Here is a 24,379-nt window from a genome sequence, read left to right as displayed (position 1 = left end):
GCCGACAGTACCGAACGGCCCCGCCTCGTCGCTCACGCACGGCCCCGCCCGGCATCATGACTGCGCGAACTTCCAGAAACCCGGTCTTACGGACGAGGTGGGCATGTCGGCGGGAAACGGCACAGGGACCACGAGGAGCATCCGGGCCGTGGTGGGGGTGTTCGCCGTCACCCGGTGCCTGCTGCTGCTCTGCGTCTTCCGGGTCCTCGTCGTACCGGGCCCGGACGTCACCAGCGACGTCTCGGTGATCTACCAGGGCTGGTACGAGGTCCTGAAGACGGGCACGTATCCGCTGGACGACGTCACCTGGCAGTACCCCCCGGCCGCGGCCCTCGCGATCCTCTCTCCCGCCGCCGTCCCCTTCCTCGACTACGCCTCGGGCTTCTTCGTCCTCGCGCTCCTCGCCGACGCGCTGGTCCTCGGGCTGCTCCTGTACGCGGCCGGGCGCCCCGGCAGGTCCCGCGCGGGCGCCCGGATCTGGGTCTGGGGCGTCCCCCTGCTCGGGCCCACCGCGTACGCGCGCTACGACCTGATGGTGACGGCGGTCGCGGTGGCCGCGCTGCTCGCCGGGGTCCGCCATCCGCGGGTGCTCGGCGCGCTCGCCGCGCTCGGCGCCCTGCTCAAGGTGTGGCCGGTGCTGCTGCTGGCCCGGGCGCCGCGCCGGGCGTGGGCGGCGGCGGCCGTCACCGCCGGGGCGTTCCTGCTCGGCTGCCACCTGGTGGCGCCCGGTGCGTTCGCCTTCCTCACCTTCCAGCGCGACCGCGGCACCGAGGTCGAGTCGCTGGGCGCCCTCGTCTTCCACGTGGCCCGCCACTTCGGCTGGCGCGGCCGGGCGCAGCTCAACTACGGCTCGGTGGAGTTCCTCGGCCCGTACGTGCCGCTGGTCTCCACCCTGGCGATGGGGCTGACGGCGGCGGCGTTCGGCTGGCTGCTGCTGTGGCGGCTGCGGGCGCGCCGCACCGGGCCGAGCACGCTCGCGGACGCGGCCTTCACGGCCGTGCTGCTCTTCACCACCACCAGCCGGGTGATCAGCCCGCAGTATCTGATCTGGCTGGTCGGTCTCGCGGCGGTGTGCCTGGTCTTCGGCGGCGCCCCGATGGCCCGGCCCGCCCACCTGGTACTCGCCGCCGCGGGCGTGACCCTGCTGGAGTTCCCCATCTGGTTCTCGCACGTGGTGGCGAGCGACTGGCTGGGGGTGCTGCTCCTGTTCGTCCGCAACGGGCTCCTCGCGGTGGCGTCGGTGAGCGCGTGCCGGCGGCTGTGGCGCAGCACGGTCCCCCGCCCCACGCTGCCGGTTCAACAGGTCCGCACCAGGGTGTTCTCGGTCCTGGTCCGCTGACCGGCCGTGCGCAGCCGCCGGTGCATATGGGCGACGGCGGCGCACTGGAACCCCATGGACAGCGCCATCGCCAGGCAGATCCCCGGCAGCCCGAGCCCGGACAGGCCGAGGGCGAGCGGCAGTTGGAGGGCGACGCCGCACACGGTGATCCCGGCGAGCATCGGGCTGCCGCCGCTGCCCTCGAAGACCCCGCCGAGGGCGATGCAGACGGAGAGCAGCACGAGGTACGGGCCGAGGCAGCGCAGATAGAGCGTGCCGGCCGCCGCGACCTCGCCGGTCGCGCCGAACGCCGCCATGGTCCAGGGCGCGGCCACGAGCAGCAGCAGCGCGGCCGTCAGCCCCAGCACCCCCGAGACCAGCGCGGCCTGCCGCCCCACCGCGACCCGCTCGTCCCGCCCGCAGCCGAGCAGATGGGCGGTGTGGATGGACGCGGCCTGGCGTACGGCGTAGAAGGCCATGGTGGCCGCGTACATCGCCTTGGTCGCGATGCCGTAGGCCGCGACCTCGCCGACGCCGATCCGGGCGACGATCGCGACGAGCGCGAGCGAACCGGCCATCCGGACCACGAAGTCGGCCGACATCGGCAGCCCGGTCGCCGCCGTCCGGCGCAGCTCCGCGCCGAGTCCGGTGGGCCGGGCCGCGTGCCGGGCGGCCCGCAGCACGGCGTTGCGCCGCAGGGCCACGAGCCCGCAGACCAGCGCGGCCGAGCGCCCGAGCACGGTGGCGAGGGCCGCGCCCCGGACGCCGAGCCCGCACCCCAGGATCAGCAGCGGGTCGAGGCCGAGGATCAGCCCGTTGGCCAGGAAGGCGAGCCGCATCGGGGTGCGGGTGTCGCCCGCGCCCTTGAGGATGCCGTCGACGACGTTGGTGGCGAAGAAGACCGCCATGCCGGGCAGCGCGATCGCGAAGTAGCCGGACGCCAGGGCGAGTACGGACTCGTCCGCGCCGCCGAGCACCAGCCGGGCGAGCGGCTCCCGGCCGAGGTACCCGCCGACCGCGACCACCGGCGTGATCAGCGCCCACAGCGCCCAGCCGCCGCGCACCGCGGCCCGTATCCCGCCCGGGTCGTCGGCGCCCCTGGCCCGGGCGACCAAGACCGTGGTCCCCGTGCCCGCCATCAGGATCAGGCCGAGCAGCAGGTTCTCCACGTTGGTGGCGACGGCGACCGCGGCGACCGGGTCCCCGCCGAGCCGGGCCACCCAGACCATGTCGATCACCCCGGCCGCGACGCCCGCCAGGAGCTCGAAGTAGACCGGGTGGGCGAGCGAGACCAGCCGTCGGCGGTGTGACACGAGATCCATCCCCCTCTTTTCGCTGTACCTCGAATCGAGGTACAGCGAAAAGAGATACCATGGCCGGGCCGAGAGGAGAAGTGGGTGCTGGAGCTGACGATCCTGGGGTTCCTCGACGAGGAACCGCTGCACGGCTATGAACTCAAGGAGCGCATCAAGGGTCTGAGCGGCCACGTCCGGCCGGTGAGCGACGGCGCCCTCTACCCGGCGATCACCCGGCTGGTGAAGGCGGGCAAACTGGAGCAGCGCACCGGGCCCGGCTCCGGCGCCGCACCGCGCCGGGTCCTCTCGCTCACCGAGGCGGGCCGCGCCGAGCTGCGGGAGCGGCTGCGGCACCCCAAGGACGTCGACATCACCGACGGGCAGCGGTTCTTCACCGTGCTCGCGTTCCTGGGGCGGCTGCCCGACCGGGCCGAGCAGGCCGCCGTGCTCCGCCGCCGCCAGGAGTTCCTGAACACCCCGGCGAGCTTCTTCTACCGCGACGGCGAGCCCGTACGGGCCGAGGAGAGCCCCGACCTGTTCCGCCGGGGGATGCTCAGGATCGCCCGCGCGACCGGCACCGAGGAGAAGAAGTGGCTGGCCGAGGCGATCGAGGAGCTGGAGGGCTGACCCCCGGGGAGCCGGTCAGCCCAGCTGGTCGCGCACATAGGCGCGCCACAGGGCCGTGAACTCCCTCGGAGAGGTGGCCAGCTCCTCGTTCATCGCCTTCTCCAGCGCGCCCTCGCGGTGCTTCTGCCCGCCCACCTTCGTATAGAAGGCGGCGAGCTTCGCCTCGCCCCAGCGCTCGGCGATCATGCGGCACGCCAGCCAGCCGCCCTCGTACGCGCGCGCCAGCCGGTCCGCACCGCCCTCGAAGCCGAAGTCCGCGTCGGCGGGCAGGTCGGCGGGCACCTCGCCGCCCCGCACCGCCTGCTGGAGCTCGGGCGCGGCCTCGGCGGCGGTGCGCCCGGTGCCCCGGTAGCCGACCCAGTCCGCGTACCCCTCCGAGAGCCACATCGGGGTCGCCGGGGAGGTGTGGGCGCGGGTGGCGACATGGGTGGTCTCGTGGGTGAGGACGACCCGCTGGCCCAGGTCCCCGAGCACGCCGTACGCCTCGGGGTTGACGATCACCCGGTCCGCCGGCGCCGTCCCGGCCCCGCCCGCCTCGCCGGTGGTGACCGCCGCGATCCCCCGGTACGAGGCCGGGGGCGCGCCGAGCAGCGCCGCCATCGCGTCGAGCGAGGCGGGCACCAGGACCACCACCTTGTCCGCCCAGCGGCCCGGCCAGGCGGCCGAGACGGCGGGCACCGCGCGGTCGGCGGTGCGCGCGATCTGCTGGAGCGTCCGCCGGTCCTGGCCGACGCCGAGGACCAGGCTGTGCGCGCCGCGCACCACGGACACCGGGCCCTGCTGCCACAGCGGCTCGGCGGCGCCCTCGCCCGGCCGGTCGCCCGTCACGTACCAGCGCCCGGCCCGCTCGTCGAGCTCGACGACCCGGGCCGAGGTCACCGGCGCGCTGTCGTACCCGTCGAGCCGGTAGCGCAGCTCGACCTGGGCGGTGGCCCGGTCGCCGGTGCGGCTGACCCCGGTCACCCGGTACGCCCAGGCGCTCAGCGGCACCTGGCGCAGATTGGCGAACTCGGCGCGCTGGGCGTCCCGCAGCGTCCCCGCGCCCGGGTCGAGCGCGGCCAGATAGCCGCGCTCGTCGTGCCCGAGGACGGCGGCCGCCCGCCCGTCCAGGGCGCGCTGCACCTGTCCGGTGACGGGGTCGGGGGCCGCGTCCGGGGCCGAGCAGGCGGACAGCGACAGCAGCGCGGCGAGACCGCATCCCGCCGCCCGCCGCCACCCGCCGCCCAGCCAGCCGTACGCCATCCTCCCGATCGTACGTTCACACGCGCGTGATGGAGGAGATGGGCATCATGCCCACCGGGTCGTAGCGCACCGGCGCGCCCGGGTAGGGGGCGTGGATCACCTGGCCGTTGCCCACGTACATCGCGATGTGGCTGGCGTCGGAGCGGTAGGCGACCAGGTCGCCGGGCTGCGCCTCGGCGAGCGAGACCCGGTGCCCGGCGTACCGCTGGGCCTGCGAGGTGCGCGGCAGGCCGACGCCCGCGTGGGCGTAGGACCACTGCATCAGGCCCGAGCAGTCGAAGCCGGACGGCCCGTTGGCGCCCCAGACGTACGGCCTGCCCACGGCCTGGCGGGCCGCCGCCACGGCGGCCGCCGCGCGCCCGGAGGAGGGCACCGCGCCGCTCAGGTCGGGCAGTTCGCCGCGCCCGGTGCGCGAGGCCCGGTCGAAGGCGGCCCGCTCGGACGTCGGCAACGCGAGCAGCACCCGGCGGGCCTGGGCGAGCTTGGACTCCACGGTCCGCTTGTGCCGGGCGACCTCGGCGCGGCTGCGCTCCAGCTCGGCGAGCTTGCGGGTGGCCTCGGTGCGCTGCTGGCCGATCCGCCGCTGCTCCCGCTGGAGTTCGCGCAGCTCGGCGCTCTGCCGCTCGCCGATCCGGTCGAGGGCGGCGGCCTTGTCGAGATAGGTGTCGGGGTTCTCGGAGAGCAGCAGCGCGAGCGAGGGGTCCAGGCCGCCCGCGCGGTACTGGGCGCCCGCGATCGCGCCGAGCGCGCCCCGCATCCGGTTGATGCGCTCCTGGCCCCGGGCGACGCTGTCCTGGGCCTGGTGGACCTGCTCGCGCAGCTGGTCGGCGTGCTCGTCCGCCTTGTTGTACTGCTCGGTGGCCTCCTCCGCCTGGGCGAAGAGCCGGTCGACCCGGTCCTTGCCGGTGTCGCCCGGGTCGGCGCTCGCGGGCGCCGCGAAGGCCGCGGCCGCGGTGGCCGCCGCGGCGGACAGGACGGTGACCCGGGTGCTCTGGGAGAGGCCGGACTGCGTGGGACGGCGATGGGACGCCAAGGAAGCCGCACTCCTTCCGCTGGTGCGGGCCCCTGCCGCCCGGGCGGGCGGACGAGTTGGACGAGTCACGGGGGGGGAACCGCACGCCGGACAGTAGCCGGGCGACCACACAGGGTCCAAAGACCTTGACATCTACGCAAAGTGACGCCCCGCCGGAGAACACAGGTCACCGGCGGGGCGTGGCGTCAGCGCGGGTCGCCGGAATTCCCCCGTTCGGAGGGCCGCGGCAACCGAGTTGTTATCTGTCCGGAAGGATCAGATGCGTACACCGAACTGGAACGGCATGTTGTCCATGGCCTCGTAGCGGACGCTGGCGCCCGGCTTGGGGGCGTGCAGCACCTGGCCGTTGCCCGCGTAGAGGCCGACGTGGTGCAGGTCGCCGTAGAAGAGCACGAGGTCGCCCGGCTTGAGCTGGCTGCGGCCTATCTGGGTGCCGGCGCCGGCCTGGGCCTGCGAGGTGCGCGGAATGTTCACGCCCGCCTGGCGGTAGGCCCAGGAGGTGAGACCGGAGCAGTCGTACGAGGCGGTGCCGGTGGCGCCGTACACGTACGGCTTGCCTATCTGGCTCTGGGCGGCCGAGAGGGCCGCGGCGCCGCGCTGCGAGGCGGGCACGTCGTGGCCGAGGTCGGCGCGCTCGTTGGCGCGGTTGGCGCGGGCGTCGTCGGAGGCGAGCGAGGCCTTCTCGGCGGCGGTCAGCGAGTTGAGGAGCTTCTGCGCGGCGGCGAGCTTGGACTGGGTCTCGGCCTTCTTGCTGCCGAGCTCCTTGCGGGTGTCCGCGAGGTCCTTGAGCTTGTCCTGGGCCTCCTTGCGCTGCTGCGCCAGGCTGCGCTGCTTCTCCTGGATCTTCTGGAGCGCCTCGGTCTGCTTGGCGCTCAGCTGGTCCAGGGAGGACGCCTTGTCCAGGAAGTCGTCCGGGTTGGCGGAGAGGAAGAGCTGGACCGAGGGGTCGATGCCGCCCGAGCGGTACTGCGCCGAGGCCATCGAACCGAGGCCGTCGCGGAGCTTGTTGAGCTCGTCCTGGCCGCGGGCCACCTTGTCCTGGAGCGCGCCGACCTGCTTCTCCAGCTGGTCCTGCTTCTCCTTGGCGCCGTTGTACTTCTCGGTCGCCTGCTCGGCCTCGTCGTAGAGCTTGTCGACCTTGGACTTGACTTCGCTCTTCGACGGCTTCGGGTCCGCGTGCGCGGCCTGGGACGTGAGAGCGACGGCCGCGGCGGCGGTCGCGGTGAGCACGGTCACGCGGGTACGGCTCGCGGGCTTGGGTCGACGGTGGGACGCCACGAAGGCGAGCTCCTTCTTCCTCAGCCGCCGAACAGCGCAGACTCGGCGGGACCCCCACGGCCACCCCGGACGAGTGATCTACCGCGTGAAGGTTCGAGCCCCGACCCTAGTGACCCTCTTGTGATCAGTTCAAATCCTGATGGGAAAAAATTCGATCGCCGAGAGGATTCTTTACAGTCATCCCACGCGTAGTAATGGGCACTTGACAGAGTGCTGGGAACCGATCACCCGAATTCGGGCATTGAGCGCAGGAGTTACTAGACGCGCGAAAGCCGCTTCAGGAGCATGACGGACGCAACGGGCCGGGCACCGGCCTTGGCGACCCCGTCCGCCACCTCGCGGTCGGTCGAGACGACCACCACCGGCCGCCCGGACGGCTCCGCCCGCACCAGCTGGCGGATCAGCTCGTCGGCGGTCACCCCCGGCTTGGAGAAGAGCACGCGGACACCGCGCGGCGGCGCGAGCAGCACCGGCGCGGCCAGCTCCGCCCCGTCGAAGACGCAGGTGATCTCGGCGCCCGTCTGCGCGGCGAGCACGGAGAGACCGCCGAGCAGCCGCAGCCGCTGCTTCTCCAACGGCATCGTCGGATAGCCGGTCTTGGTGACGTTGTAGCCGTCCACCACCAGATGCACCTGCGGCAGCGCGAGCAGCTGGTCCAGGAGCGCCGGATCGGTCTCGGAGAGCGCGCGGGCCGCGATGTCCTTCGGGGTCATCTGCCCCGGTTCGACCGCTTCCACGGTGTCGGCGGGCCGCACCGAGGCCGGGGGCAGGGCGAGTTCGCGCCGCAGCCCGGACGCCGCGTCCAGGACCGTGTCGAGCAGCAGCCGCAGCCGCATGTCCTCGATCGAGCGGCCCTCGCGCACCGCGCGCCGGCTCGCCTCGACGGATGCCTCGGCCTCGGTCAGCCGGGTCCTGATCCGCCGCGACTCGCTCTCGGCGGCGGCCACCTGGGCCGCCGCCTCCGCTCTGATCCCGTCGATCTCACCGGTGACCTTGCGCAGGGCGGCCTCGCCGCGCTTGACGTCGCTGAGCGCGCTGCGCAGCTTGCGCTGGAGCGATTCGGCTTCCTTGCGGGCCGCGGCCAGATCGGCGCGCAGCTCCTCCTGCTCGGTGCGCAGCCGCTCGTGCGCCTCGGCCAGCTCCCGGCGCAGCCGCTCCAGCTCGCGCCGGCCCTCCTCGTCGGCGCGCTCGGCGTCGGCGCGCTGGGCCTCCTCGCCGGCGGCGGCGACCAACTTGACCCAGCCGGTGGGCCGCAGCACGTACGCGGCGGCCGCCACGTCGACGGGGTCGGCGGCCGCGGGCGGCGCGCCGGACTCCAGGGCGCCCGCCAGCTCCGGCTGCGCCTCCTTCAGGCGCTCCCCGATCCGCTGCCGGAAGACCGGGTCGGACTCCAGGGCCGCGGCCATGGCGTTGCCCGCGAACTTGGCACGACGAGTCGGGGTGAAACGGGCGTACTGCCGCAACTGCGACGGCAGTTCGGCGACGGTCAGCCCGCCGAAGGCGTCCGAGACCAGGGCGACGACCCTGCGCCGCACCCCTTCGGGCAGCGGGCGGTCGAGCACCTCGGCGGGGCCGTCACCGGCCGCACCGGCCGGTTCGGCACCGCTTGCATGCTCCACGATCCGTCACCTCAACTGTCGTCCGTCGCCCGTCCGGGCCCTTTTACTCCGCGCCGGCGTCCGGCCTGTCCACCAGCTCGATCTGGTCCACCGCGTTGCACCAGCGGCAGCGCACCGACTCGATGGTCTCACTGACCACCTCGCGTTCCTCGACCTTCGGCTCTCCGGCGAGGTCCAGATGGACGTACTCGACGACCTTCGACGAGCGGGTGACGTCGAAACGGGTCAGATTGCCGCAGAGGGTGCAGCGCCACCGCGTGGTGGCGGTGGGCAGGGGAACGCTGGTCATGTGGTGCTGACCTCTTTCCACGGTTCCGTGCCGGGGCCCGGGCCTCGTACACGGTCGGTTCGTCGTCCAGGATCTCGCGGTGCGCCGTCGAACTGCGGATGTACTGCCCGTAACCCTACGGCCTACCGGGTACCCCCCGGCACGGCGAGGCGGTCTGTACCGTTCGGTCCGGTTACGCCATGCTCTGTTCATGATCGAGTGGAGCGCCCTGCGCGCGGCGGCGGTGCGCGGCCCGACGGTCACCTACACCGTCCTGGCGCTCTGCTGCCTGGTCTTCCTCGTCAGCCCGGTGTCCGGCCTCAATCCCTCGTACGGGACGGGGGACGCGCTGCTCGCGGCGCAGGGCGCGTATTTCGCCCGGTGGGGTGTCATCCCGAACGAACTGACGGCCGGTGACCCCGGCGCCCTCGTCACCCCCCTCACGGCGCTCTTCGTGCACGGCAACTGGCTGCACCTGCTGGGGAACATGCTCTTCCTCTACGTCTTCGGCGTGCTGGCCGAGGAGCGCATGGGCAGGATCGGGTTCGCGCTGTTCTACCTCGGCGCGGGCTACCTCGCCCTGCTCGCGTACGCGGTGGCGCACGCGTCGTCCGACCAGACGCTGGTGGGCGCGTCGGGGGCGATCTCGGGTGTCCTGGGCGCCTTCCTCTACCTGTTCCCCCGGGCGAGGGTGACCAGCCTCTTCCCCTTCCTCTTCTTCCTGCCGCTGCGCTTTCCGGCGGCGCTGGTGCTGGTGTTCTGGTTCGTGCTCCAGTGGCTGGCGGTCAGGGCCGCGCCGGCCGGGCCCGGGGTGGCGTACCTGGCCCATCTCGTCGGCTTCGGCCTGGGGTTTCTCTACGCCTGGGGCCGATTCCGCGGGGCGGCTAGAGTGAAACGACCGAAACGACCGGAGCCCCCCGCGTCGGCCGCCACCGAGGGAGAGAACCAGCCGTGATCACCGCGATCGTGCTCATCAAGACCAGCGTGGACCGGATCCCCGAGATCGCGGAGTCGATCGCGTCGCTGGAGAACGTCAGCGAGGTGTACTCGGTGACCGGCACCTACGACCTGATCGCCCTGGTCCGGGTGGCCCGCCACGACGACCTGGCGGACATCATCCCCGGCCGCATCAGCAAGATCCCCGGCGTGGAGGTAACGGACACGCACGTGGCGTTCCGGACGTACTCCCAGCACGACCTGGAGGCGGCGTTCGCGATCGGCCTCGATGCATAGCCCTGGAGCGGGCGGCAGCGAAGCGGGTTTTCGGCTGCGGACCGTGGATGGCTGGTCGCGCAGTTCCCCGCGCCCCTAACTACCTAGGGGCGCGGGGAACTGCGCGACCAGCCACAGACGGCCCGCAGACGAACAGGGGCCCAGGGGCGCAGCCCAGAAAAGGGGCCACCGGGGCGGAGCCACGGTCACACCGCGGGGACGCAGCGGCCCTCCTCCGTGTGGTACGTCCACTTCGCACCCTCCCGCACCAACTCCCGCACCGCCCCCACAAACCGCTCCACATGCTCATCCGGCGTCCCCGCCCCGAAGCTGACCCGGATCGCGTTCAGGGAGCGCTCGCCCGGCTCCGCCTCCGGCGCCCCGCACTCCCCCGCCTCCTGCGGCTCGCTGCCGAGGAGCGTGCGGACCAGCGGGTGCGCGCAGAACAGGCCGTCCCGCACCCCGATCCCGTACTCCGCCGACAGCGCCGCCGCGAAGTGCGAGCTGTTCCAGCCGTCGACGACGAACGAGATCACGCCGACCCGAGGCGCGTCGTCGCCGAACAACGACAGCACGCGGACCTCCGGGACCGCCGCCAGCCCCTCCCGCACCTTCGCGATCAGGTGCTTCTCCCGCTCCACCAGCCCCTCGAACCCCGCCTCCGTCAGCGCCTTGCACGCCGACGCGATGGCGTACACGCCGATCACGTTCGGGGACCCGGCCTCGTGGCGGGCCGCCGTGGTGTGCCACTCGACGTCCACCCCGCCGTCCGCGCGCCGCGCGACCTTGCGCGAGGCGCCGCCGCCCGCGAGGTACGGCTCGGACGCCTGGAGCCAGTCCGCCCGGCCCGCGAGCACTCCGGAGCCGAACGGCGCGTACAGCTTGTGGCCCGAGAAGGCGATCCAGTCGACGTCCAACTCCCGTACGGAGACGGGGTGGTGGGGCGCCAGCTGCGCCGCGTCGAGCACGATCCGCGCCCCGTGCGCGTGCGCCGCCGCCGCCAGCTCCTTCACCGGCCACAGCTCACCGGTGACGTTGGACGCGCCGGTGACACAGACCAGCGCCGGGCCGTACGGATCCCGGTCGGCCAGCGCCCGCTCCAGCGTCCGGACCGCCTGCTGCGGCGTACGCGGCGCGTTGAGGTACGTCACCCGCGCGTCCCGCCACGGCAGCAGCGAGGCGTGGTGCTCGGTCTCGAAGACGAAGACCTGGCAGTCGGCCGGGACCACCTGGGCCAGCAGGTTCAGGGAGTCCGTCGTCGAGCGGGTGAACACCACCTGGTCGCCCTCACGGCAGTCCAGGAACTCCGCCACCGCCGCCCGGCTGTTCTCGAACAGGTCCGTGGACAGCTGCGAGAGATAGCCCGCGCCGCGGTGCACGCTGCCGTAGTAGGGGGCGTACGCGGCCACGTCGTCCCACACCCGCTGGAGGGCCGGGGCGCTCGCCGCGTAGTCGAGGGCCGCGTACGTCACCTCGCCCCCGGTGACCAGCGGCACGGTGACGTCCCGGCCGAGCACCGGCAGCGGCGCCGCACAGCAGGCTTCGTCGGAGGAGGAGCAGGAGGACTCGGCGGCGGAGGTGGTGGCGTATGCGGACATGGCGGTATCTCCCGGCAGGTCAAGGCGAAAGGAATGACTGTGAAGCCCCACGGCACGGCACGGCGGTAGCCCGACCGGCGCCGGATGCACGGGGGTTGACCTCGAAACACGGGCAGAACGGGCCCGCGGAGGTGTACAGAAAAAGGGGCCGGTGGGCCCTATCGCATTCGCTTGCTCACGAGACTGCTCCCTTGAGGACCAGGACCCCAGGGGCGCGCCACTCCGAACGGAGTGCGCAGGGGTCCGCGCTTGCCGCAGACCTCGCTGCCTGCGACCTGGTCTTCACCCGGGGCACCCCGCCACGGACGGAGGGTTGCCGGACAGCGGGCCGGGGCCGTAGTCGCTGTCACTCATGACCTTGGAAAGCATCCTGCCATACGTCCGCGTACGCGCAAGGCGCAGTCCGGATGCCGGACTGCGCCTTGCGTCACACTGCTCGGACCGGCACGCCCTCAGGCGTTGCTCGCGGCCACCCACCGCTCCAGGGCCCGCCGCGCCGCGCCGGAGTCGATCGCCTCGGCCGCCTGGGCGATCCCGGCCCGGATCTGCTCCTCCAGGCTCCCCGGGCCCGGGTCGAGCGCGACGAGCGCCGCCGCCGAGTTGAGCAGCACCGCGTCCCGCACCGGCCCTCTCTCACCGCCCAGCAGCCGGCGGGCGACGTCCGCGTTGTACGAGGCGTCCGCGCCCCGCAGCGCCTCCACCGGCACCAGGTCGATGCCCACGTCCCTGGGGTCGAACGGCTCCTCGCGCACGGCCCCGTCCCGTACCACCCAGACCCGGGAGGTCGCGGTGGTCGTCAGCTCGTCCATGCCGTCGTCGCCGCGGAACACCAGCGCGGAGGAGCCGCGCTCGGCGAGCACCCCGGCCACGATCGGCGCCATGCGCGCGTCCGCGACCCCGGTGGCCTGGGCCTTGACCCGGGCCGGGTTGGTGAGCGGACCGAGGAAGTTGAAGGTGGTGCGGATGCCGAGCTCGCGGCGCGCGGCGGCGACGTACCGCAGGGCGGGGTGGAACTTCACCGCGAAGCAGAAGGTGACGCCCGCCTCCTCGGCGACCTGGACCACCTGCCGGGGCGTGAGGTCGAGGTTGACGCCGAGCTTCTCCAGGACGTCGGAGGCGCCGCTGGCCGAGGACGCGGCCCGGTTGCCGTGCTTGACGACCTTGGCGCCGGTGCCCGCCACCACGATGGAGGACATGGTGGAGATGTTGACGGTCTTGGCGCCGTCGCCGCCGGTGCCGACGATGTCCACGGTCCGGCCGGGCACCTCGATGAGGTTGGCGTGCTCGTACATCGCGCGGACCATGCCGCTGATCTCGGTGACGGTCTCGCCCTTGGCGCGCAGGGCCACGGCGAACCCGGCGATCTGCGCGTCGGTCGCCTCGCCGCGCATGATCGAGTCCATCGCCCAGGCGGTCGCCTCGGCGCTCTGGTCCTTGCCGTTCAGCAGTGCGTCCAGTACGCCCGGCCAGGAGTAGGCCGCCACGCTGTCGCCGCCAACCGGGGTCACAACGTTCATGGTCCGCTCCTGGGTCCATCGACGGATATGGGAATGGGAACACCCTATCCAGCCCGCCGGGACGGCGAAGGGCCCCGTCCACGCGGTGGACGGGGCCCTGTGCTGTGTGGCGTACAGCGGTCTCGCTGGGAGGGGATCAGTGGTGGCCGTGGCCGCTGGTGATCTCCTCGAACTCCTCCGCGGTCGGCTTGGCGATCTGGCTCTGCTCGCCGAAGTAACCCTTGTGGAGCTTGACGCGCAGCTTCTCCATGGCGGAGACCTTGCGCTTGACACCGTTCTCGTCGACGGCCGCGGGCAGCTCGGCCGGGCGGGTCTGCTCGTGCGCGGTGAGCTTGTAGAGCTGACCGGCGTCGAGCGGCTCGTGGACCTCGACGAACTCACCGTGCGGCAACCGCTTGATGATGCCGGTCTCGCGACCGTGCAGCACCTTCTCGGCGTCCCGGCGCTGCAGGCCCAGGCAGATCCGCTTGGTGATGATGAACGCGACGACCGGGCCGACGAAGAACGCGATCCGGACGAACCAGGTGATGGCGTTGAGCGACAGGTGGAAGTTGGTCGCCCACAGGTCGTTGCCACCGCCGACCAGCATCACCATGTACGCGGTCACCCACGCCACACCGATGCCGGTGCGGACCGGAGCGTTGCGCGGACGGTCGGCGATGTGGTGCTCGCGGGTGTCCTTGGTGATCCAGGCCTCGATGAACGGGTAGGCCGCGATCGCGAAGAGCACCAGCGGGAAGATCACCAGCGGGATGAACACACCGAGGACCAGCGTGTGGCCCCACAGGTTGATCTCCCAGCCCGGCATGACGCGGATCAGGCCTTCGGCGAAGCCCATGTACCAGTCGGGCTGGGCGCCGGTCGACACCTGGTCCGGGCGGTACGGACCGATCTCCCAGATCGGGTTGATCGAGGCGATCGCCGCGATGATCGCGATGACACCGAACACCAGGAAGAAGAAGCCGCCGGCCTTGGCCGTGTAGACGGGCAGCAGCGGCGCGCCCACGACGTTCTTGTTGGTGCGGCCGGGGCCCGCGAACTGGGTGTGCTTGTGGTAGAAGACCAGGATCAGGTGAGTGATCATCAGGCCGAGCATGATGCCGGGCAGCAGCAGGATGTGGACCGAGTAGAACCGGGCCACGAAGTCGCCGCCGGGGAACTCGCCGCCGTAGATGAAGAACGACAGGTACGTGCCGACGACCGGCACGCCCAGGATGGCGCCCTCCATGAAGCGGACGCCGGTGCCCGAGAGCAGGTCGTCCGGGAGCGAGTAGCCGGTGAAGCCGGTGAACATGCCGCAGAAGAACAGCAGGAAGCCGAAGAGCCAGTTGACCTCGCGCGGCTTGCGGAACGCGCCCGTGAAGAAGACGCGCATCATGTGCACGAACATGCCGGCGAGGAAGATCAGCGCCGCCCAGTGGTGGATCTGCCGGATCAGCAGACCACCGCGCACATCGAAGCTGATGTGCATGGTCGAGTTGAACGCCTCGGACATCTGCACGCCCTGGAGCGGAACGTAGGAGCCGTCGTAGACGACCTCGTTCATGCTCGGGTGGAAGAACAGCGTCAGATACACACCCGTGAGGATGATGATGATGAAGCTGTACATGCAGATCTCGCCGAGCATGAAGGACCAGTGGTCCGGGAAGATCTTGCGCATGTTGGTCTTGGCCAGGGTGTAGATCCCCAGCCGGCCGTCGGCCCAGTCGGCGAACTTCTCGCCGTTCCCGGCCTCGCGCCGTTCGTCAGTCGTGGTGGTGCTCATCCGCGCTCCCAGAAGGCAGGACCGACGGGCTCTTCGAAGTCGCCGAGCGCTTCGAGGTAACCCTCGCTGTTCACGCCGATCCGCAGCTGCGGCAGAGCGTGACCGGCCGGGCCGAAGATGACGCGGGCCCCGTCGGAGAGGTCGAAGGTGGACTGGTGGCACGGGCAGAGCACGTGGTGGGTCTGCTGCTCGTACAGGCTGATCGGGCAACCGACGTGGGTGCAGATCTTCGAGAACGCCACGATGCCCTGGTGCGACCACTCCAGCTCGCGCTTGTCCTTGATGTTCTCCGGCTGCAGCCGGACGATCATCAGGGCCGCCTTGGCGATCTGGGTCTGGAAGTCGTGCTGGTCCTCCTCCAGGCCCTCGGGCTTGGCGAAGGTGAGCGAGCCCACGGCCACGTCCTCGGGACGGAGCGGCTCGTTGGTGTTCATGTTGATGAGGGCCTTGCCCTTGGCCCACATCGTCTTGCGCAGCTTGTCCTCGGGCAGGGTGCCCAGGTCGCGCAGGAGCACCACACCGGCGAGCGGCACCATGGCCAGCGCGCCGTACATGGTGTTGCGGATGAGCTTGCGGCGGCCGAAGCCGGACTCGCGGACGCCGTCCGCCCAGTCCTGCATGACCTTCTCGCGGACCTCCGGCGGCGCCGCGATCTCGTGGCGCTCGTCGGACATCTCCTCGTCGGACATCAGCGTGCGGGCCCAGTGGACCGCGCCGGCGCCGATGGCGAACAGCGCGACGCCCAGGGTCAGACCCAGGGAGAAGTTGAGCGCGCTGACGTGCCCGAACGGGAAGATGTAGACGATCTTGTCGATCGGGAAGATCACGAAGGACGCGATGAAGGCGACCGTCGCGACCATCGAGAGCATGAAGAGACCGGCGACCACGCGCTCGGAGCGCCTGGCGGCCGCCTCGTCGATGTCCTGGACGCGCGGCTTGTGGGGCGGCAGCCCCGGGTCCGCGAACGGGTCGCGGGCGCGCTCGACCGAGCCGTGCTCGGGGTCCTGCTCGCTGGGCAGGTTCTCGGAATTGTCTTGGCTACTCATGACTTCTTGGCCTTAGCGGAGTGGGCCGCGATCCAGATGGCGACTGCGATGAGGGCACCGAGGCCGAAGATCCACGCGAACAGACCCTCGCTGACGGGGCCGAGGCCACCGAGCGAGAGACCACCGGGGCTCGCCGTCTTCTCACTGTTCACGGCGTCCAGGTACGCGATGATGTCCTGCTTCTGCTTCTGCGGCATCGTCGTGTCGGGGAACGACGGCATGTTCTGCGGGCCGGTCTGCATGGCCTCGTAGATGTGCTTCGGTTCCACGCCCTCCAGGCTGGGGGCGTACTTGCCGTGCGTCAGCGCACCGCCCTTGCCGGAGAAGTTGTGGCACTGGGCGCAGTTGGTACGGAACAGTTCGCCACCCTTGGCGATGTCCGCGCCTTCCGGGCTGTACTGCTTCTCGGTCGGCTTGATCGGGCCGGCGCCGAGGGAGGCGACGTACGCGGCGAGCTGGTCGATCTCGGCCTGCGAGTAGATGACCTTCTTCTTCGGCACCTGGGCGCCGGGCTGCTGCGCCGGCATACGGCCGGTGCCGACCTGGAAGTCCACGGCGGCGGAGCCGACGCCGACCAGGGACGGGCCGTCAGAGGTGCCCTGACCGCCGGTTCCGTGGCAGCTGGCGCAGCCGACGGAGTAGAGCTTCTTGCCCTCGTCGATGGCGAGGGACTGGGCGGTTTCGTCGGCCTTCGCCTTGTCCGCGGGCGCGAACGCGGCGTACAGCCCCCCGGTGGCCGCCAGCGCGAGGAGTAGGACGACGAGCGCCGCCAGCGGATGGCGTCGTCGTGCGGAGAGCTTTTTCACGGATTACCCCGGTGTCAGGATCTTCTGCGTCGATGCGGGATGGTGTCGGGTCTGCGGGCCCGATTACTTGATCAGGTAGATCGTGGCGAAGAGGCCGATCCAGACGACATCGACGAAGTGCCAGTAGTAGGACACGACGATGGCGGCGGTCGCCTGCTCGTGGGTGAACCTTCTGGCCGCGTAGGTCCTGCCGAGGACCAGCAGGAAGGCGATCAGACCGCCCGTCACATGCAGACCGTGGAAGCCGGTGGTCAGGTAGAACACCGAGCCGTACGGGTCGGAGGACAGCGAGAGGCCGTCCTTCTTCACCAGCTCGGTGTACTCGAAGACCTGGCCTCCGATGAAGATCGCACCCATCACGAACGTGATCGTGAACCAGGTGCGCAGCTTCTTCACGTCGCCCCGCTCGGCGGCGAAGACGCCGAGCTGGCAGGTGAGGGAGGAGAGCACCAGGATCGTGGTGTTCGTCGCCGAGAACGGAAGGTTCAGCGAGGACGCCATTTCCTTCCAGTGCTCGGCACCCGTCACCGATCGCAGGGTGAAGTACATCGCGAAGAGGGCCGCGAAGAACATCAGCTCGGAACTCAGCCAGATGATGGTTCCGACGCTGGTGAGGTTCGGCCGATTGACCGACGGGTGCGCGTGCCCGGTTTCTACTGTCGTTGCTGTCGCCACGACCGACATTATGTCGGTCGCTTATCTCGCGCTCACTCCGGGGGGTGCCGTTCGGTGTGTCCGCACCCCGTGTCCTGCCCGAACGGCCCATCGGGGCGCTCGCCGAACCGGTGTTGACGCGGTGTCGGACGGAGTAGCATCCGCGCATCGGCTCCCGAGCCCGTACCGCCGTCGAATCGGAGGAACAATGCAGTCGAGCGCCACCGTACTTGTCTACAGCGACGACGCGAACACCCGTGAGCAGGTGCGGCTCGCCGCCGGACGCAGGCCCGCCTCCGACGTTCCCCCGGTGACCTTCCTGGAGTGCGCAACCCCGCACGCCGTCCTCAAGGAACTGGACCGCGGCGGCATCGACGTCTGCGTCCTGGACGGGGAGGCCGTCCCGGCCGGCGGCATGGGGATCTGCCGGCAGATCAAGGACGAGATCTTCGACTGCCCGCCCGTGCTGCTGCTCATCGGGCGCCCGCAGGACGCCTGGCTGGCCACCTGGAGCCGTGCGGACGCCGCGGTGACCCTCCCGGTCGAACCGGTCGAGTTCGCGGCCGCACTGGCCGCCCTGATCCGTTCGCGGCGCCCGAACGGCGCCCTGGCCGCTCAGGCCTGATCCCCCCACCGGGCGGGACCTAGACCTGCGGCCGCAGCCGGGCGGAGTTCAGCTTGCTCTGCCCGGCCTTCAGGTCGGCCTGCAGCACGCTGCCCTTGCGCCACTTGTCCCAGTCCACGTTCCAGTCGCCGAAGCCGTTGTCGAAGGGCGTCATGTCCTCGCCGATGCTGTTGACGACCTTGACGATGTCGCCCTCGGTGACGTTCTCGTAGAACCACGCGGCGTTCCCGGTGGACATGCCCGTACAGCCGTGGCTGACGTTCTCGGAGCCCTGCGAGCCCACCGACCAGGGCGCGGCGTGCACGTACTCGCCGCTCCAGGTGACCCTCGTCGCGTAGTAGACCGGCAGGTCGTACGCGTCGGCACTGCTGGACGAGATGCCGACCGTCTCCCCGCGCATCCGTACGAAGTACTGCTTGCCCAGCACCACCTTGACGCCGTTTCGGGTGGAAAAGCCCGGCTTTCCGGTGGTCACCGGGATGGTATTGATCACTTCTCCGTTGCGTTTGACCGTCATGTAGTGCGAGGACGCGTCCGTGATGGCCTCGATGCGGTCACCGGTGGTGATCTTCAGAGGGTGCGCGGGGCCGCCGTACAGCTTGTCCGCGATCTTGACGCCCTCCAGGCGCGAGGAGGCCCTGATGGTGGCGTCGGTGGGCCAGTACTCCTTGGGCCGGTAGTGCAGCGTCTTGTCGTCGACCCAGTACCAGGCGCCCTCCACCGAGGGCGTGGACTCGACCTTCAGGGCGCGCTCCACGACCGCCCGGGCCGCCTTGTCCTTGACCGGCTTGCTCAGCTCCGCCGTGATGGGCTGCCCGACGCCGTACTTGCCCGCGTCCGGGCCGAATTCGACCTTCACGACGTCTTTGGGCGCGGTCGTGTCGAACGTCAGCGTACGGCGCCCTGGAGCCCCGTCCGAGTCCTCCGTGGAGACCACCACCGTGTAGTGGGTGCCCGCGACCAGCGGGGCCGTGGAGTGCCAGCGGTTCCCGTCGCCGTCCAGCTCGCCCGCCAGATGGCGCCCCGCGGCGTCCAGGGCCAGCACGTCCGTGATGCGCCCGCGGCCGCCCCTGGCGGTGATCTCCAGGGGCCGGTCCGGATCCGCCTTCGCGCTGCCCGCCGGGCCGTTGTACGCGATCTGGCCGGCCGCGTCGTACGGCTTGGCCGAGAGCGGGTTGCTGTCGGAGCGGCCGCACGCGCCGGCGCCCGCCCCGAGGGCAATGACCAGCAGGGTGCAGCTCAGGACGGTACGGGTACGCGGTGCGTGACTCATGACCACACGTTATGAAGCGCGGGCGGGTTCGGCGCGCCGGAGGACTGCAAACGGGCGGCGCTCCCCCGACGGCCCAACGGGGCCCGCACGGGCCCCGGGTACGCGAAAGGGCCCCGCGGCTCATCCGAGCCGCGGGGCCCTTTCACAGGTGCGTACGAGGACCTACTGGTTCTGGTTCTCGCCGCGGTAGTACTCGAACACCCAGCCGTAGATGCCGACCAGGATCAGCGGCGCCGAGAAGTACAGCAGCCACCAGCCCATCGCGATGGCCAGGAACGCGAGCGCGCCACCGACCGCCAGCGAGAGCGGCTGCCAGCTGTGCGGGGAGAAGAATCCCAGCTCACCGGCGTCGTCCGCGACATCGGCTTCCTTGTCGTCCTGCGCGCCCGCGTCGACCCGCCGGGCCGTGAAGGCCAGGTAGAAGCCGATCATCACGCTCAGGCCGAAGGCCATCACGAGAGCGGTCGCACCGGCCGGCTCCTTCGACCACACGCCGTACACGACGGCCATGATCAGAATGAAGGCGGAGAGCCAGAGGAACATCTTGCCCTGGATCTTCACTTGCCCGCCTCCTTGCCGCCGGCGAGGGCCTTGCCACCGTGACCGTGGTTCTCGAGCTGGTCGAGGGCCGCGATCTCAGGGTGGTGCAGATCGAACGCCGGGGATTCGGAGCGAATACGCGGCAGGGTGAGGAAGTTGTGCCGCGGCGGCGGGCACGACGTCGCCCATTCGAGCGAACGGCCGTAGCCCCACGGGTCGTCGACCTCGATCTTCTTGCCGTACTTCGCCGTCTTCCAGACGTTGTACATGAACGGCAGTATCGACAGACCGAGCAGGAACGAGCTGATGGTCGAGATCGTGTTCAGCGCGGTGAAGCCGTCGGCCGCGAGGTAGTCCGCGTAACGACGCGGCATGCCCTCGGCACCGAGCCAGTGCTGCACCAGGAACGTGCCGTGGAAGCCCACGAACAGCGTCCAGAAGGTGATCTTGCCCAGGCGCTCGTCCAGCATCTTGCCGGTGAACTTCGGCCACCAGAAGTGGAAGCCGGAGAACATCGCGAAGACCACGGTGCCGAAGATGACGTAGTGGAAGTGCGCGACGACGAAGTACGAGTCGGAGACGTGGAAGTCCATCGGCGGCGAGGCCAGGATGACGCCGGTCAGACCACCGAAGGTGAAGGTGATCAGGAAGCCGACGGCCCAGAGCATCGGTGTCTCGAAGGACAGTGAGCCCTTCCACATCGTGCCGATCCAGTTGAAGAACTTCACACCGGTTGGCACCGCGATGAGGAACGTCATGAACGAGAAGAACGGCAAGAGCACGCCGCCGGTGACGTACATGTGGTGGGCCCACACGGTCACGGACAGACCGGCGATGGCGATCGTCGCGCCCACCAGGCCCATGTAGCCGAACATCGGCTTTCTGGAGAACACTGGGATGACTTCGGAGATGATGCCGAAGAAGGGCAAGGCGATGATGTACACCTCTGGATGGCCGAAGAACCAGAAGAGGTGTTGCCACAGCAGTGCGCCGCCGTTTTGGGCGTCGAACACATGGGCACCGAACTTGCGGTCCGCCTCCAGGGCGAACAGCGCGGCGGCCAGGACCGGGAACGCGAGCAGGACCAGCACACCGGTCAGCAGGACGTTCCACACGAAGATCGGCATACGGAACATCGTCATGCCGGGCGCGCGCATGCAGATGATCGTGGTGATGAAGTTGACCGAGCCGAGGATCGTGCCGAAGCCGGAGAAGGCCAGACCCATGATCCACATGTCGGCGCCGACGCCCGGCGAGCGGACCGCGTCCGACAGCGGGGAGTAGGCGAACCAGCCGAAGTCGGCCGCGCCCTGCGGGGTGAGGAAGCCACCGACCGCGATGAGCGAGCCGAACAGGTAGAGCCAGTAGGCGAACATGTTCAGCCGCGGGAACGCCACGTCGGGCGCGCCGATCTGCAGCGGCATGATCCAGTTCGCGAATCCGGCGAACAGCGGCGTCGCGAACATCAGCAACATGATCGTGCCGTGCATCGTGAACGCCTGGTTGAACTGCTCGTTCGACATGATCTGCGTGCCGGGACGGGCCAGCTCGGCGCGCATGAAGAGCGCCATCAGGCCGCCGATGCAGAAGAACGCGAACGACGTGACCAGATACATCGTGCCGATCGTCTTGTGGTCAGTGGTGGTCAGCCACTTCACGACGACGTTACCCGGCTGCTTGCGCCGGACCGGCAGCTCGTTCTCGTACGAGTCGTCTGCTGCCGCGGCACCCTGGGATTCGTTGAGGATGCTCACAGTTTGTTCGTCTCCGCGTTCTTGGCGGGGTCGGTCTGAGCGATGCCCGCCGGCACGTAGCCGGTGTTGCCCTTCGCCGCCAGCTCCTTGAGGTGCTGCTGGTAGCGCTCCGGGGAGACGACCTTCACGTTGAAGAGCATCCGGGAGTGGTCGACACCGCACAGCTCGGCGCACTTGCCGAGGAAGGTGCCCTCCTGGGTCGGGGTCACCTCGAAGGAGTTGGTGTGCCCCGGGATGACGTCCTGCTTCATCAGGAAGGGGACCACCCAGAAGGAGTGGATGACGTCACGGGACGTCAGCACGAAGCGGACCTTCTCGCCCTTGGGCAGCCACAGCGTGGGCCCGGGGTTTCCGGTCTGCGGGTTCCGCGTGCCGGGGATGCCGACGTCGTAGACGCCGTCGGCGCCGGCCGGGAAGTCCTTGGTGAAGCGGTCCGGAATGGCGGACAGCTCCTTGGACTTCACGGCGTCGCCCGTGGCCGGGTTGCCGTCCACGTCCTCGACGTAGTTGAAGCCCCAGCTCCACTGGTAGCCGACCACGTTGACGGTGTGCGCCGGCTTGGGGGAGAGCTCGAGGAGCTTCGACTCATCACGCGCGGTGAAGTAGAAGAGCACCGAGACGATGATGAGGGGGACGACCGTGTACAGCGCCTCGATGGGCATGTTGTACCGGGTCTGCGGAGGTACCTCGACCTTGGTGCGGCTGCGCCGGTGGAAGATGACGCTCCACAGGATCAGGCCCCAGACCAGCACGCCCGTGGCGAGCGCTGCCGCCCACGAACCCTGCCAGAGGGAGAGGATCCGCGGAGCCTCTTCCGTCACCGGGGTGGGCATACCGAGGCGAGGGAAGTCTTTCCAGTTGTACGAGCAACCGGAGGCGGTAGCCAGGACCAGGCCCGCGGTCAGCACCTGCAGCAGCTTCCGCCGCATCGGGCGCCGCGACGAGCGGTCGGAGCCGTTGGGACTCACGTAGCGCCTTCCCGAGAGTCTCGCCCGCGCCGGCCGGCTACGGCCGTCCGTCTCGCTGGTCGGTCGCCGCCCTGGCCGCGGGCAGGGGTTTGGATGTTTATGCGGACCAAACCCTACTGGACGCTATTTGGGGTCGCGCGGGGAGGGTGCCCAACGCGCCGCCCGAGCCCCCAAAGGGATGGAATCCCCGCTTCCGGGGGGTATCTGACGGGGCTTCCTGTACGTGTCCTGTACGTGTACGGGCGGGTCTCCCCGGCTCGCCCCACCGGGCCCGGGGTTAGCGTGGCCGCGTGCCCTACTTCGACGCCGCCTCCTCCGCCCCCCTGCACCCCGTGGCCCGCCAGGCGCTGACGGCCTCGCTCGACGAGGGCTGGGCCGACCCGGCCCGGCTCTACCGCGAGGGCCGACGGGCCCGGCTGCTGCTCGACGCGGCCCGGGAGGCCGCGGCCGAGGCCGTCGGCTGCCGTCCGGACGAGCTCGTGTTCACCACTTCGGGGACGCGGGCGGTGCACTCCGGAATTTACGGTTCCCTAGCCGGGCGCCGGCGTGTCGGCCGCCATCTGGTCGTGTCGGCGGTGGAGCACTCCTCCGTACTGCACGCGGGCGCGGCCCTGGAGGCGGACGGCGGCACGGTGACGGAGGTCCCGGTCGACCGGACCGGGGCGGTCTCCCCCGCCGCGTACGCCGCCGCGCTGCGCCCCGACACGGCGCTGGCCTGCCTCCAGTCCGCCAACCACGAGGTCGGCACGGTGCAGCCGGTGGGCGAGGTGGCCGAGGCGTGCCGGGCGGCCGGGGTGCCGCTCCTGGTGGACGCGGCCCAGTCGCTGGCCTGGGGCCCGGTCGAGGACGGCTGGTCGCTGCTGGCGGCGAGTGCGCACAAGTGGGGCGGCCCGGCGGGTGTGGGCCTGCTGGCCGTCCGCAAGGGCGTCCGCTTCGCCCCGCAAGGCCCCGCCGACGAGCGGGAGTCGGGCCGGTCCCCCGGCTTCGAGAACATCCCGGCGATCGTGGCGGCGGCCGCGTCGCTGCGGGCGGTACGGGCGGAGGCGGCGGCCGAGGCGGAACGGCTGCGGGGCCTGGTGGAGCGGGTGCGGGTGCGGGTGCCTGAGCTGGTGCCGGACGTGGAGGTGGTCGGGGACCCGGTGCGGCGGCTCCCCCACCTGGTCACGTTCTCCTGTCTCTATGTCGACGGAGAGACGCTCCTCCACGAGCTGGACCGGTCGGGCTTCTCGGTCTCCTCCGGCTCCTCCTGCACGAGCAGCACGCTCACGCCGAGCCATGTGCTGCGGGCGATGGGGGTCCTGAGCGAGGGCAACGTCCGGGTGTCGCTCCCCGTCGGCACGGCGGCGTCCGACGTGGACCGGTTCCTGTCCGTCCTTCCGGGGGTCGTCTCCTCGGTCCGCGAGAAGCTCGGCGCCCCCGCTTCGCCTGTCTCCCCCGCCCCCGGTGGCAACGACCTGACGATCGACGCCCTCGGCAAGCGGTGCCCGATCCCGGTGATCGAGCTGGCGAAGGTGATCGGGGACGTGCCGGTGGGGGGGACGGTGACGGTGCTCGCCGATGACGAGGCGGCTCGGCTCGATATTCCGGCGTGGTGCGAGATGCGGGGGCAGGAGTACGTGGGGGAAACGCGGCGGGAGCGGGGGTCTGCGTATGTGGTGCGGCGGGTGGGGTGAGGTGGCGGCGGCGTGCGGGTAGGGGGTTGCGCAGCCCGGCGGGGCGGGGGTGCCGCTGTGCCCACCCGTGCCGCCCTAGCGGCACGATTGCCCACAGCGGCGGGGGGGACTGGCATACGGCGGGGGCGGCCTGGGTTTTTAGGGGCGCGGGGAACTGCGCGGCCAGCCACCGACGGGCCGCAGTCGCGCGACGAAACCGCAAGGGGCTGGACGGAGCGTGAGGACGCGGCCCACCGCGAAGCGGACATCGCATGGCACGCAGCCCCGC

General features: G+C 70.8%; 22 protein-coding genes and 1 riboswitch. Of the genes, 6 read left to right on the top strand and 16 right to left on the bottom strand.

The features are described 5' to 3' along the window. Positions 1-103 precede the first annotated feature (103 nt). Positions 104-1,339 carry a glycosyltransferase 87 family protein gene (locus IE252_RS08685; RefSeq protein ID WP_190088722.1) on the top strand — a complete coding sequence of 412 codons (1,236 nt, stop codon included), beginning with the start codon at positions 104-106 and terminating at the stop codon, positions 1,337-1,339. Here IE252_RS08685 and IE252_RS08680 read toward each other — a convergent pair. Next, a complete protein-coding gene (locus IE252_RS08680; RefSeq protein WP_190088721.1) occupies positions 1,297-2,640 on the bottom strand; it encodes an MATE family efflux transporter in 1,344 nt (447 codons plus the stop codon). The genes IE252_RS08685 and IE252_RS08680 overlap by 43 nt on opposite strands. A 75-nt stretch (positions 2,641-2,715) precedes the next feature. Between IE252_RS08680 and IE252_RS08675 the strand changes: the two genes are divergently transcribed. After that, complete coding sequence (locus IE252_RS08675) at positions 2,716-3,240, top strand: PadR family transcriptional regulator (RefSeq protein WP_190088720.1); 525 nt, start codon at positions 2,716-2,718, stop codon at positions 3,238-3,240. 15 nt (positions 3,241-3,255) lie between these two features. On the opposite strand, the gene IE252_RS08670 is transcribed toward IE252_RS08675, so the two are convergent. The 5 genes from IE252_RS08670 to IE252_RS08650 form a co-directional block, all read right to left on the bottom strand. Beyond that, positions 3,256-4,482, bottom strand: coding sequence for a hypothetical protein (locus IE252_RS08670; RefSeq protein ID WP_190088719.1), 1,227 nt, complete (start codon positions 4,480-4,482; stop codon positions 3,256-3,258). 16 nt (positions 4,483-4,498) lie between these two features. Next, positions 4,499-5,515 (bottom strand): C40 family peptidase, encoded by a 1,017-nt coding sequence (locus tag IE252_RS08665; protein WP_190088718.1) that lies wholly within the window; start codon positions 5,513-5,515, stop codon positions 4,499-4,501. A gap of 255 nt (positions 5,516-5,770) precedes the next feature. Then, positions 5,771-6,793, bottom strand: a complete 1,023-nt coding sequence (locus IE252_RS08660; protein ID WP_190088717.1) for a C40 family peptidase — start codon at positions 6,791-6,793, stop codon at positions 5,771-5,773. A gap of 257 nt (positions 6,794-7,050) precedes the next feature. Then, on the bottom strand, positions 7,051-8,412 hold the full coding sequence (locus tag IE252_RS08655; RefSeq protein ID WP_373298527.1) for an NYN domain-containing protein: 1,362 nt from the start codon (positions 8,410-8,412) through the stop codon (positions 7,051-7,053). A gap of 43 nt (positions 8,413-8,455) precedes the next feature. Beyond that, the gene (locus tag IE252_RS08650; RefSeq protein WP_101387980.1) at positions 8,456-8,701 is read right to left on the bottom strand and encodes a hypothetical protein; all 246 of its coding nucleotides are present in this window, start codon (positions 8,699-8,701) and stop codon (positions 8,456-8,458) included. A gap of 190 nt (positions 8,702-8,891) precedes the next feature. Between IE252_RS08650 and IE252_RS08645 the strand changes: the two genes are divergently transcribed. Beyond that, complete coding sequence (locus IE252_RS08645; RefSeq protein WP_190088716.1) at positions 8,892-9,635, top strand: rhomboid family intramembrane serine protease; 744 nt, start codon at positions 8,892-8,894, stop codon at positions 9,633-9,635. Next, a complete protein-coding gene (locus IE252_RS08640; protein WP_067158275.1) occupies positions 9,632-9,913 on the top strand; it encodes an Lrp/AsnC family transcriptional regulator in 282 nt (93 codons plus the stop codon). Before IE252_RS08645 ends, IE252_RS08640 begins: the two co-directional genes overlap by 4 nt. A gap of 185 nt (positions 9,914-10,098) precedes the next feature. On the opposite strand, the gene IE252_RS08635 is transcribed toward IE252_RS08640, so the two are convergent. The 6 genes from IE252_RS08635 to ctaE form a co-directional block, all read right to left on the bottom strand. Then, positions 10,099-11,490 carry an aminotransferase class V-fold PLP-dependent enzyme gene (locus IE252_RS08635; RefSeq protein ID WP_229848123.1) on the bottom strand — a complete coding sequence of 464 codons (1,392 nt, stop codon included), beginning with the start codon at positions 11,488-11,490 and terminating at the stop codon, positions 10,099-10,101. A 240-nt stretch (positions 11,491-11,730) separates the two neighbouring features. Next, positions 11,731-11,848: riboswitch (SAM riboswitch) on the bottom strand. Positions 11,849-11,942: 94 nt separating this feature from the next. Further along, positions 11,943-13,007: an anthranilate phosphoribosyltransferase gene (trpD, locus tag IE252_RS08630; RefSeq protein WP_190088715.1), complete on the bottom strand. Its 1,065-nt coding sequence runs from the start codon at positions 13,005-13,007 to the stop codon at positions 11,943-11,945. A 136-nt stretch (positions 13,008-13,143) separates the two neighbouring features. After that, positions 13,144-14,772 carry a cytochrome bc1 complex cytochrome b subunit gene (gene qcrB, locus IE252_RS08625; RefSeq protein ID WP_190088714.1) on the bottom strand — a complete coding sequence of 543 codons (1,629 nt, stop codon included), beginning with the start codon at positions 14,770-14,772 and terminating at the stop codon, positions 13,144-13,146. Further along, complete coding sequence (gene qcrA, locus IE252_RS08620; protein ID WP_101387984.1) at positions 14,769-15,818, bottom strand: cytochrome bc1 complex Rieske iron-sulfur subunit; 1,050 nt, start codon at positions 15,816-15,818, stop codon at positions 14,769-14,771. Before qcrA ends, qcrB begins: the two co-directional genes overlap by 4 nt. After that, positions 15,815-16,624, bottom strand: a complete 810-nt coding sequence (qcrC, locus tag IE252_RS08615) for a cytochrome bc1 complex diheme cytochrome c subunit (RefSeq protein WP_101387985.1) — start codon at positions 16,622-16,624, stop codon at positions 15,815-15,817. The genes qcrA and qcrC overlap by 4 nt, the downstream gene beginning before the upstream one ends. A 63-nt stretch (positions 16,625-16,687) precedes the next feature. Next, positions 16,688-17,308, bottom strand: a complete 621-nt coding sequence (ctaE, locus tag IE252_RS08610) for an aa3-type cytochrome oxidase subunit III (RefSeq protein ID WP_067158287.1) — start codon at positions 17,306-17,308, stop codon at positions 16,688-16,690. A gap of 178 nt (positions 17,309-17,486) precedes the next feature. Here ctaE and IE252_RS08605 point away from each other — a divergent pair, with 178 nt between their 5' ends. Next, positions 17,487-17,903 carry a response regulator transcription factor gene (locus tag IE252_RS08605; protein ID WP_190088713.1) on the top strand — a complete coding sequence of 139 codons (417 nt, stop codon included), beginning with the start codon at positions 17,487-17,489 and terminating at the stop codon, positions 17,901-17,903. A gap of 19 nt (positions 17,904-17,922) precedes the next feature. On the opposite strand, the gene IE252_RS08600 is transcribed toward IE252_RS08605, so the two are convergent. The 4 genes from IE252_RS08600 to ctaC form a co-directional block, all read right to left on the bottom strand. Further along, positions 17,923-19,176, bottom strand: coding sequence for a L,D-transpeptidase (locus IE252_RS08600; protein ID WP_190088712.1), 1,254 nt, complete (start codon positions 19,174-19,176; stop codon positions 17,923-17,925). Between the two features lie 162 nt (positions 19,177-19,338). Continuing rightward, positions 19,339-19,737, bottom strand: coding sequence for a cytochrome c oxidase subunit 4 (locus IE252_RS08595; RefSeq protein WP_190088711.1), 399 nt, complete (start codon positions 19,735-19,737; stop codon positions 19,339-19,341). Then, positions 19,734-21,470, bottom strand: a complete 1,737-nt coding sequence (gene ctaD, locus IE252_RS08590) for an aa3-type cytochrome oxidase subunit I (RefSeq protein ID WP_101387989.1) — start codon at positions 21,468-21,470, stop codon at positions 19,734-19,736. Before ctaD ends, IE252_RS08595 begins: the two co-directional genes overlap by 4 nt. Continuing rightward, positions 21,467-22,438 carry an aa3-type cytochrome oxidase subunit II gene (ctaC, locus tag IE252_RS08585; RefSeq protein WP_101387990.1) on the bottom strand — a complete coding sequence of 324 codons (972 nt, stop codon included), beginning with the start codon at positions 22,436-22,438 and terminating at the stop codon, positions 21,467-21,469. Before ctaC ends, ctaD begins: the two co-directional genes overlap by 4 nt. Before the next feature lie 290 nt (positions 22,439-22,728). Between ctaC and IE252_RS08580 the strand changes: the two genes are divergently transcribed. Then, positions 22,729-24,111, top strand: coding sequence for a cysteine desulfurase/sulfurtransferase TusA family protein (locus IE252_RS08580; protein WP_190088710.1), 1,383 nt, complete (start codon positions 22,729-22,731; stop codon positions 24,109-24,111). The last annotated feature ends 268 nt before the right edge of the window (positions 24,112-24,379 follow it).

This window comes from Streptomyces melanogenes (genome assembly GCF_014649795.1).
Classification (GTDB): Bacteria; Actinomycetota; Actinomycetes; order Streptomycetales; family Streptomycetaceae; genus Streptomyces; species Streptomyces noboritoensis.
Note: the sequence above shows the minus strand (reverse complement) of the source record. Positions and strands in the feature narration are given on the sequence as shown.

Excerpts from the sequence above, each read along its gene's own strand:
- IE252_RS08685 (WP_190088722.1), top strand. The coding sequence starts at position 104 with ATGTCGGCGGGAAACGGCACAGGGACCACGAGGAGCATCCGGGCCGTG.
- IE252_RS08680 (WP_190088721.1), bottom strand. The coding sequence starts at position 2,640 with ATGGATCTCGTGTCACACCGCCGACGGCTGGTCTCGCTCGCCCACCCG.
- IE252_RS08670 (WP_190088719.1), bottom strand. The coding sequence starts at position 4,482 with ATGGCGTACGGCTGGCTGGGCGGCGGGTGGCGGCGGGCGGCGGGATGC.
- IE252_RS08650 (WP_101387980.1), bottom strand. The coding sequence starts at position 8,701 with ATGACCAGCGTTCCCCTGCCCACCGCCACCACGCGGTGGCGCTGCACC.
- IE252_RS08645 (WP_190088716.1), top strand. The coding sequence starts at position 8,892 with ATGATCGAGTGGAGCGCCCTGCGCGCGGCGGCGGTGCGCGGCCCGACG.
- IE252_RS08635 (WP_229848123.1), bottom strand. The coding sequence starts at position 11,490 with ATGTCCGCATACGCCACCACCTCCGCCGCCGAGTCCTCCTGCTCCTCC.
- trpD (WP_190088715.1), bottom strand. The coding sequence starts at position 13,007 with ATGAACGTTGTGACCCCGGTTGGCGGCGACAGCGTGGCGGCCTACTCC.
- qcrB (WP_190088714.1), bottom strand. The coding sequence starts at position 14,772 with ATGAGCACCACCACGACTGACGAACGGCGCGAGGCCGGGAACGGCGAG.
- qcrA (WP_101387984.1), bottom strand. The coding sequence starts at position 15,818 with ATGAGTAGCCAAGACAATTCCGAGAACCTGCCCAGCGAGCAGGACCCC.
- ctaE (WP_067158287.1), bottom strand. The coding sequence starts at position 17,308 with ATGTCGGTCGTGGCGACAGCAACGACAGTAGAAACCGGGCACGCGCAC.
- IE252_RS08605 (WP_190088713.1), top strand. The coding sequence starts at position 17,487 with ATGCAGTCGAGCGCCACCGTACTTGTCTACAGCGACGACGCGAACACC.
- IE252_RS08600 (WP_190088712.1), bottom strand. The coding sequence starts at position 19,176 with ATGAGTCACGCACCGCGTACCCGTACCGTCCTGAGCTGCACCCTGCTG.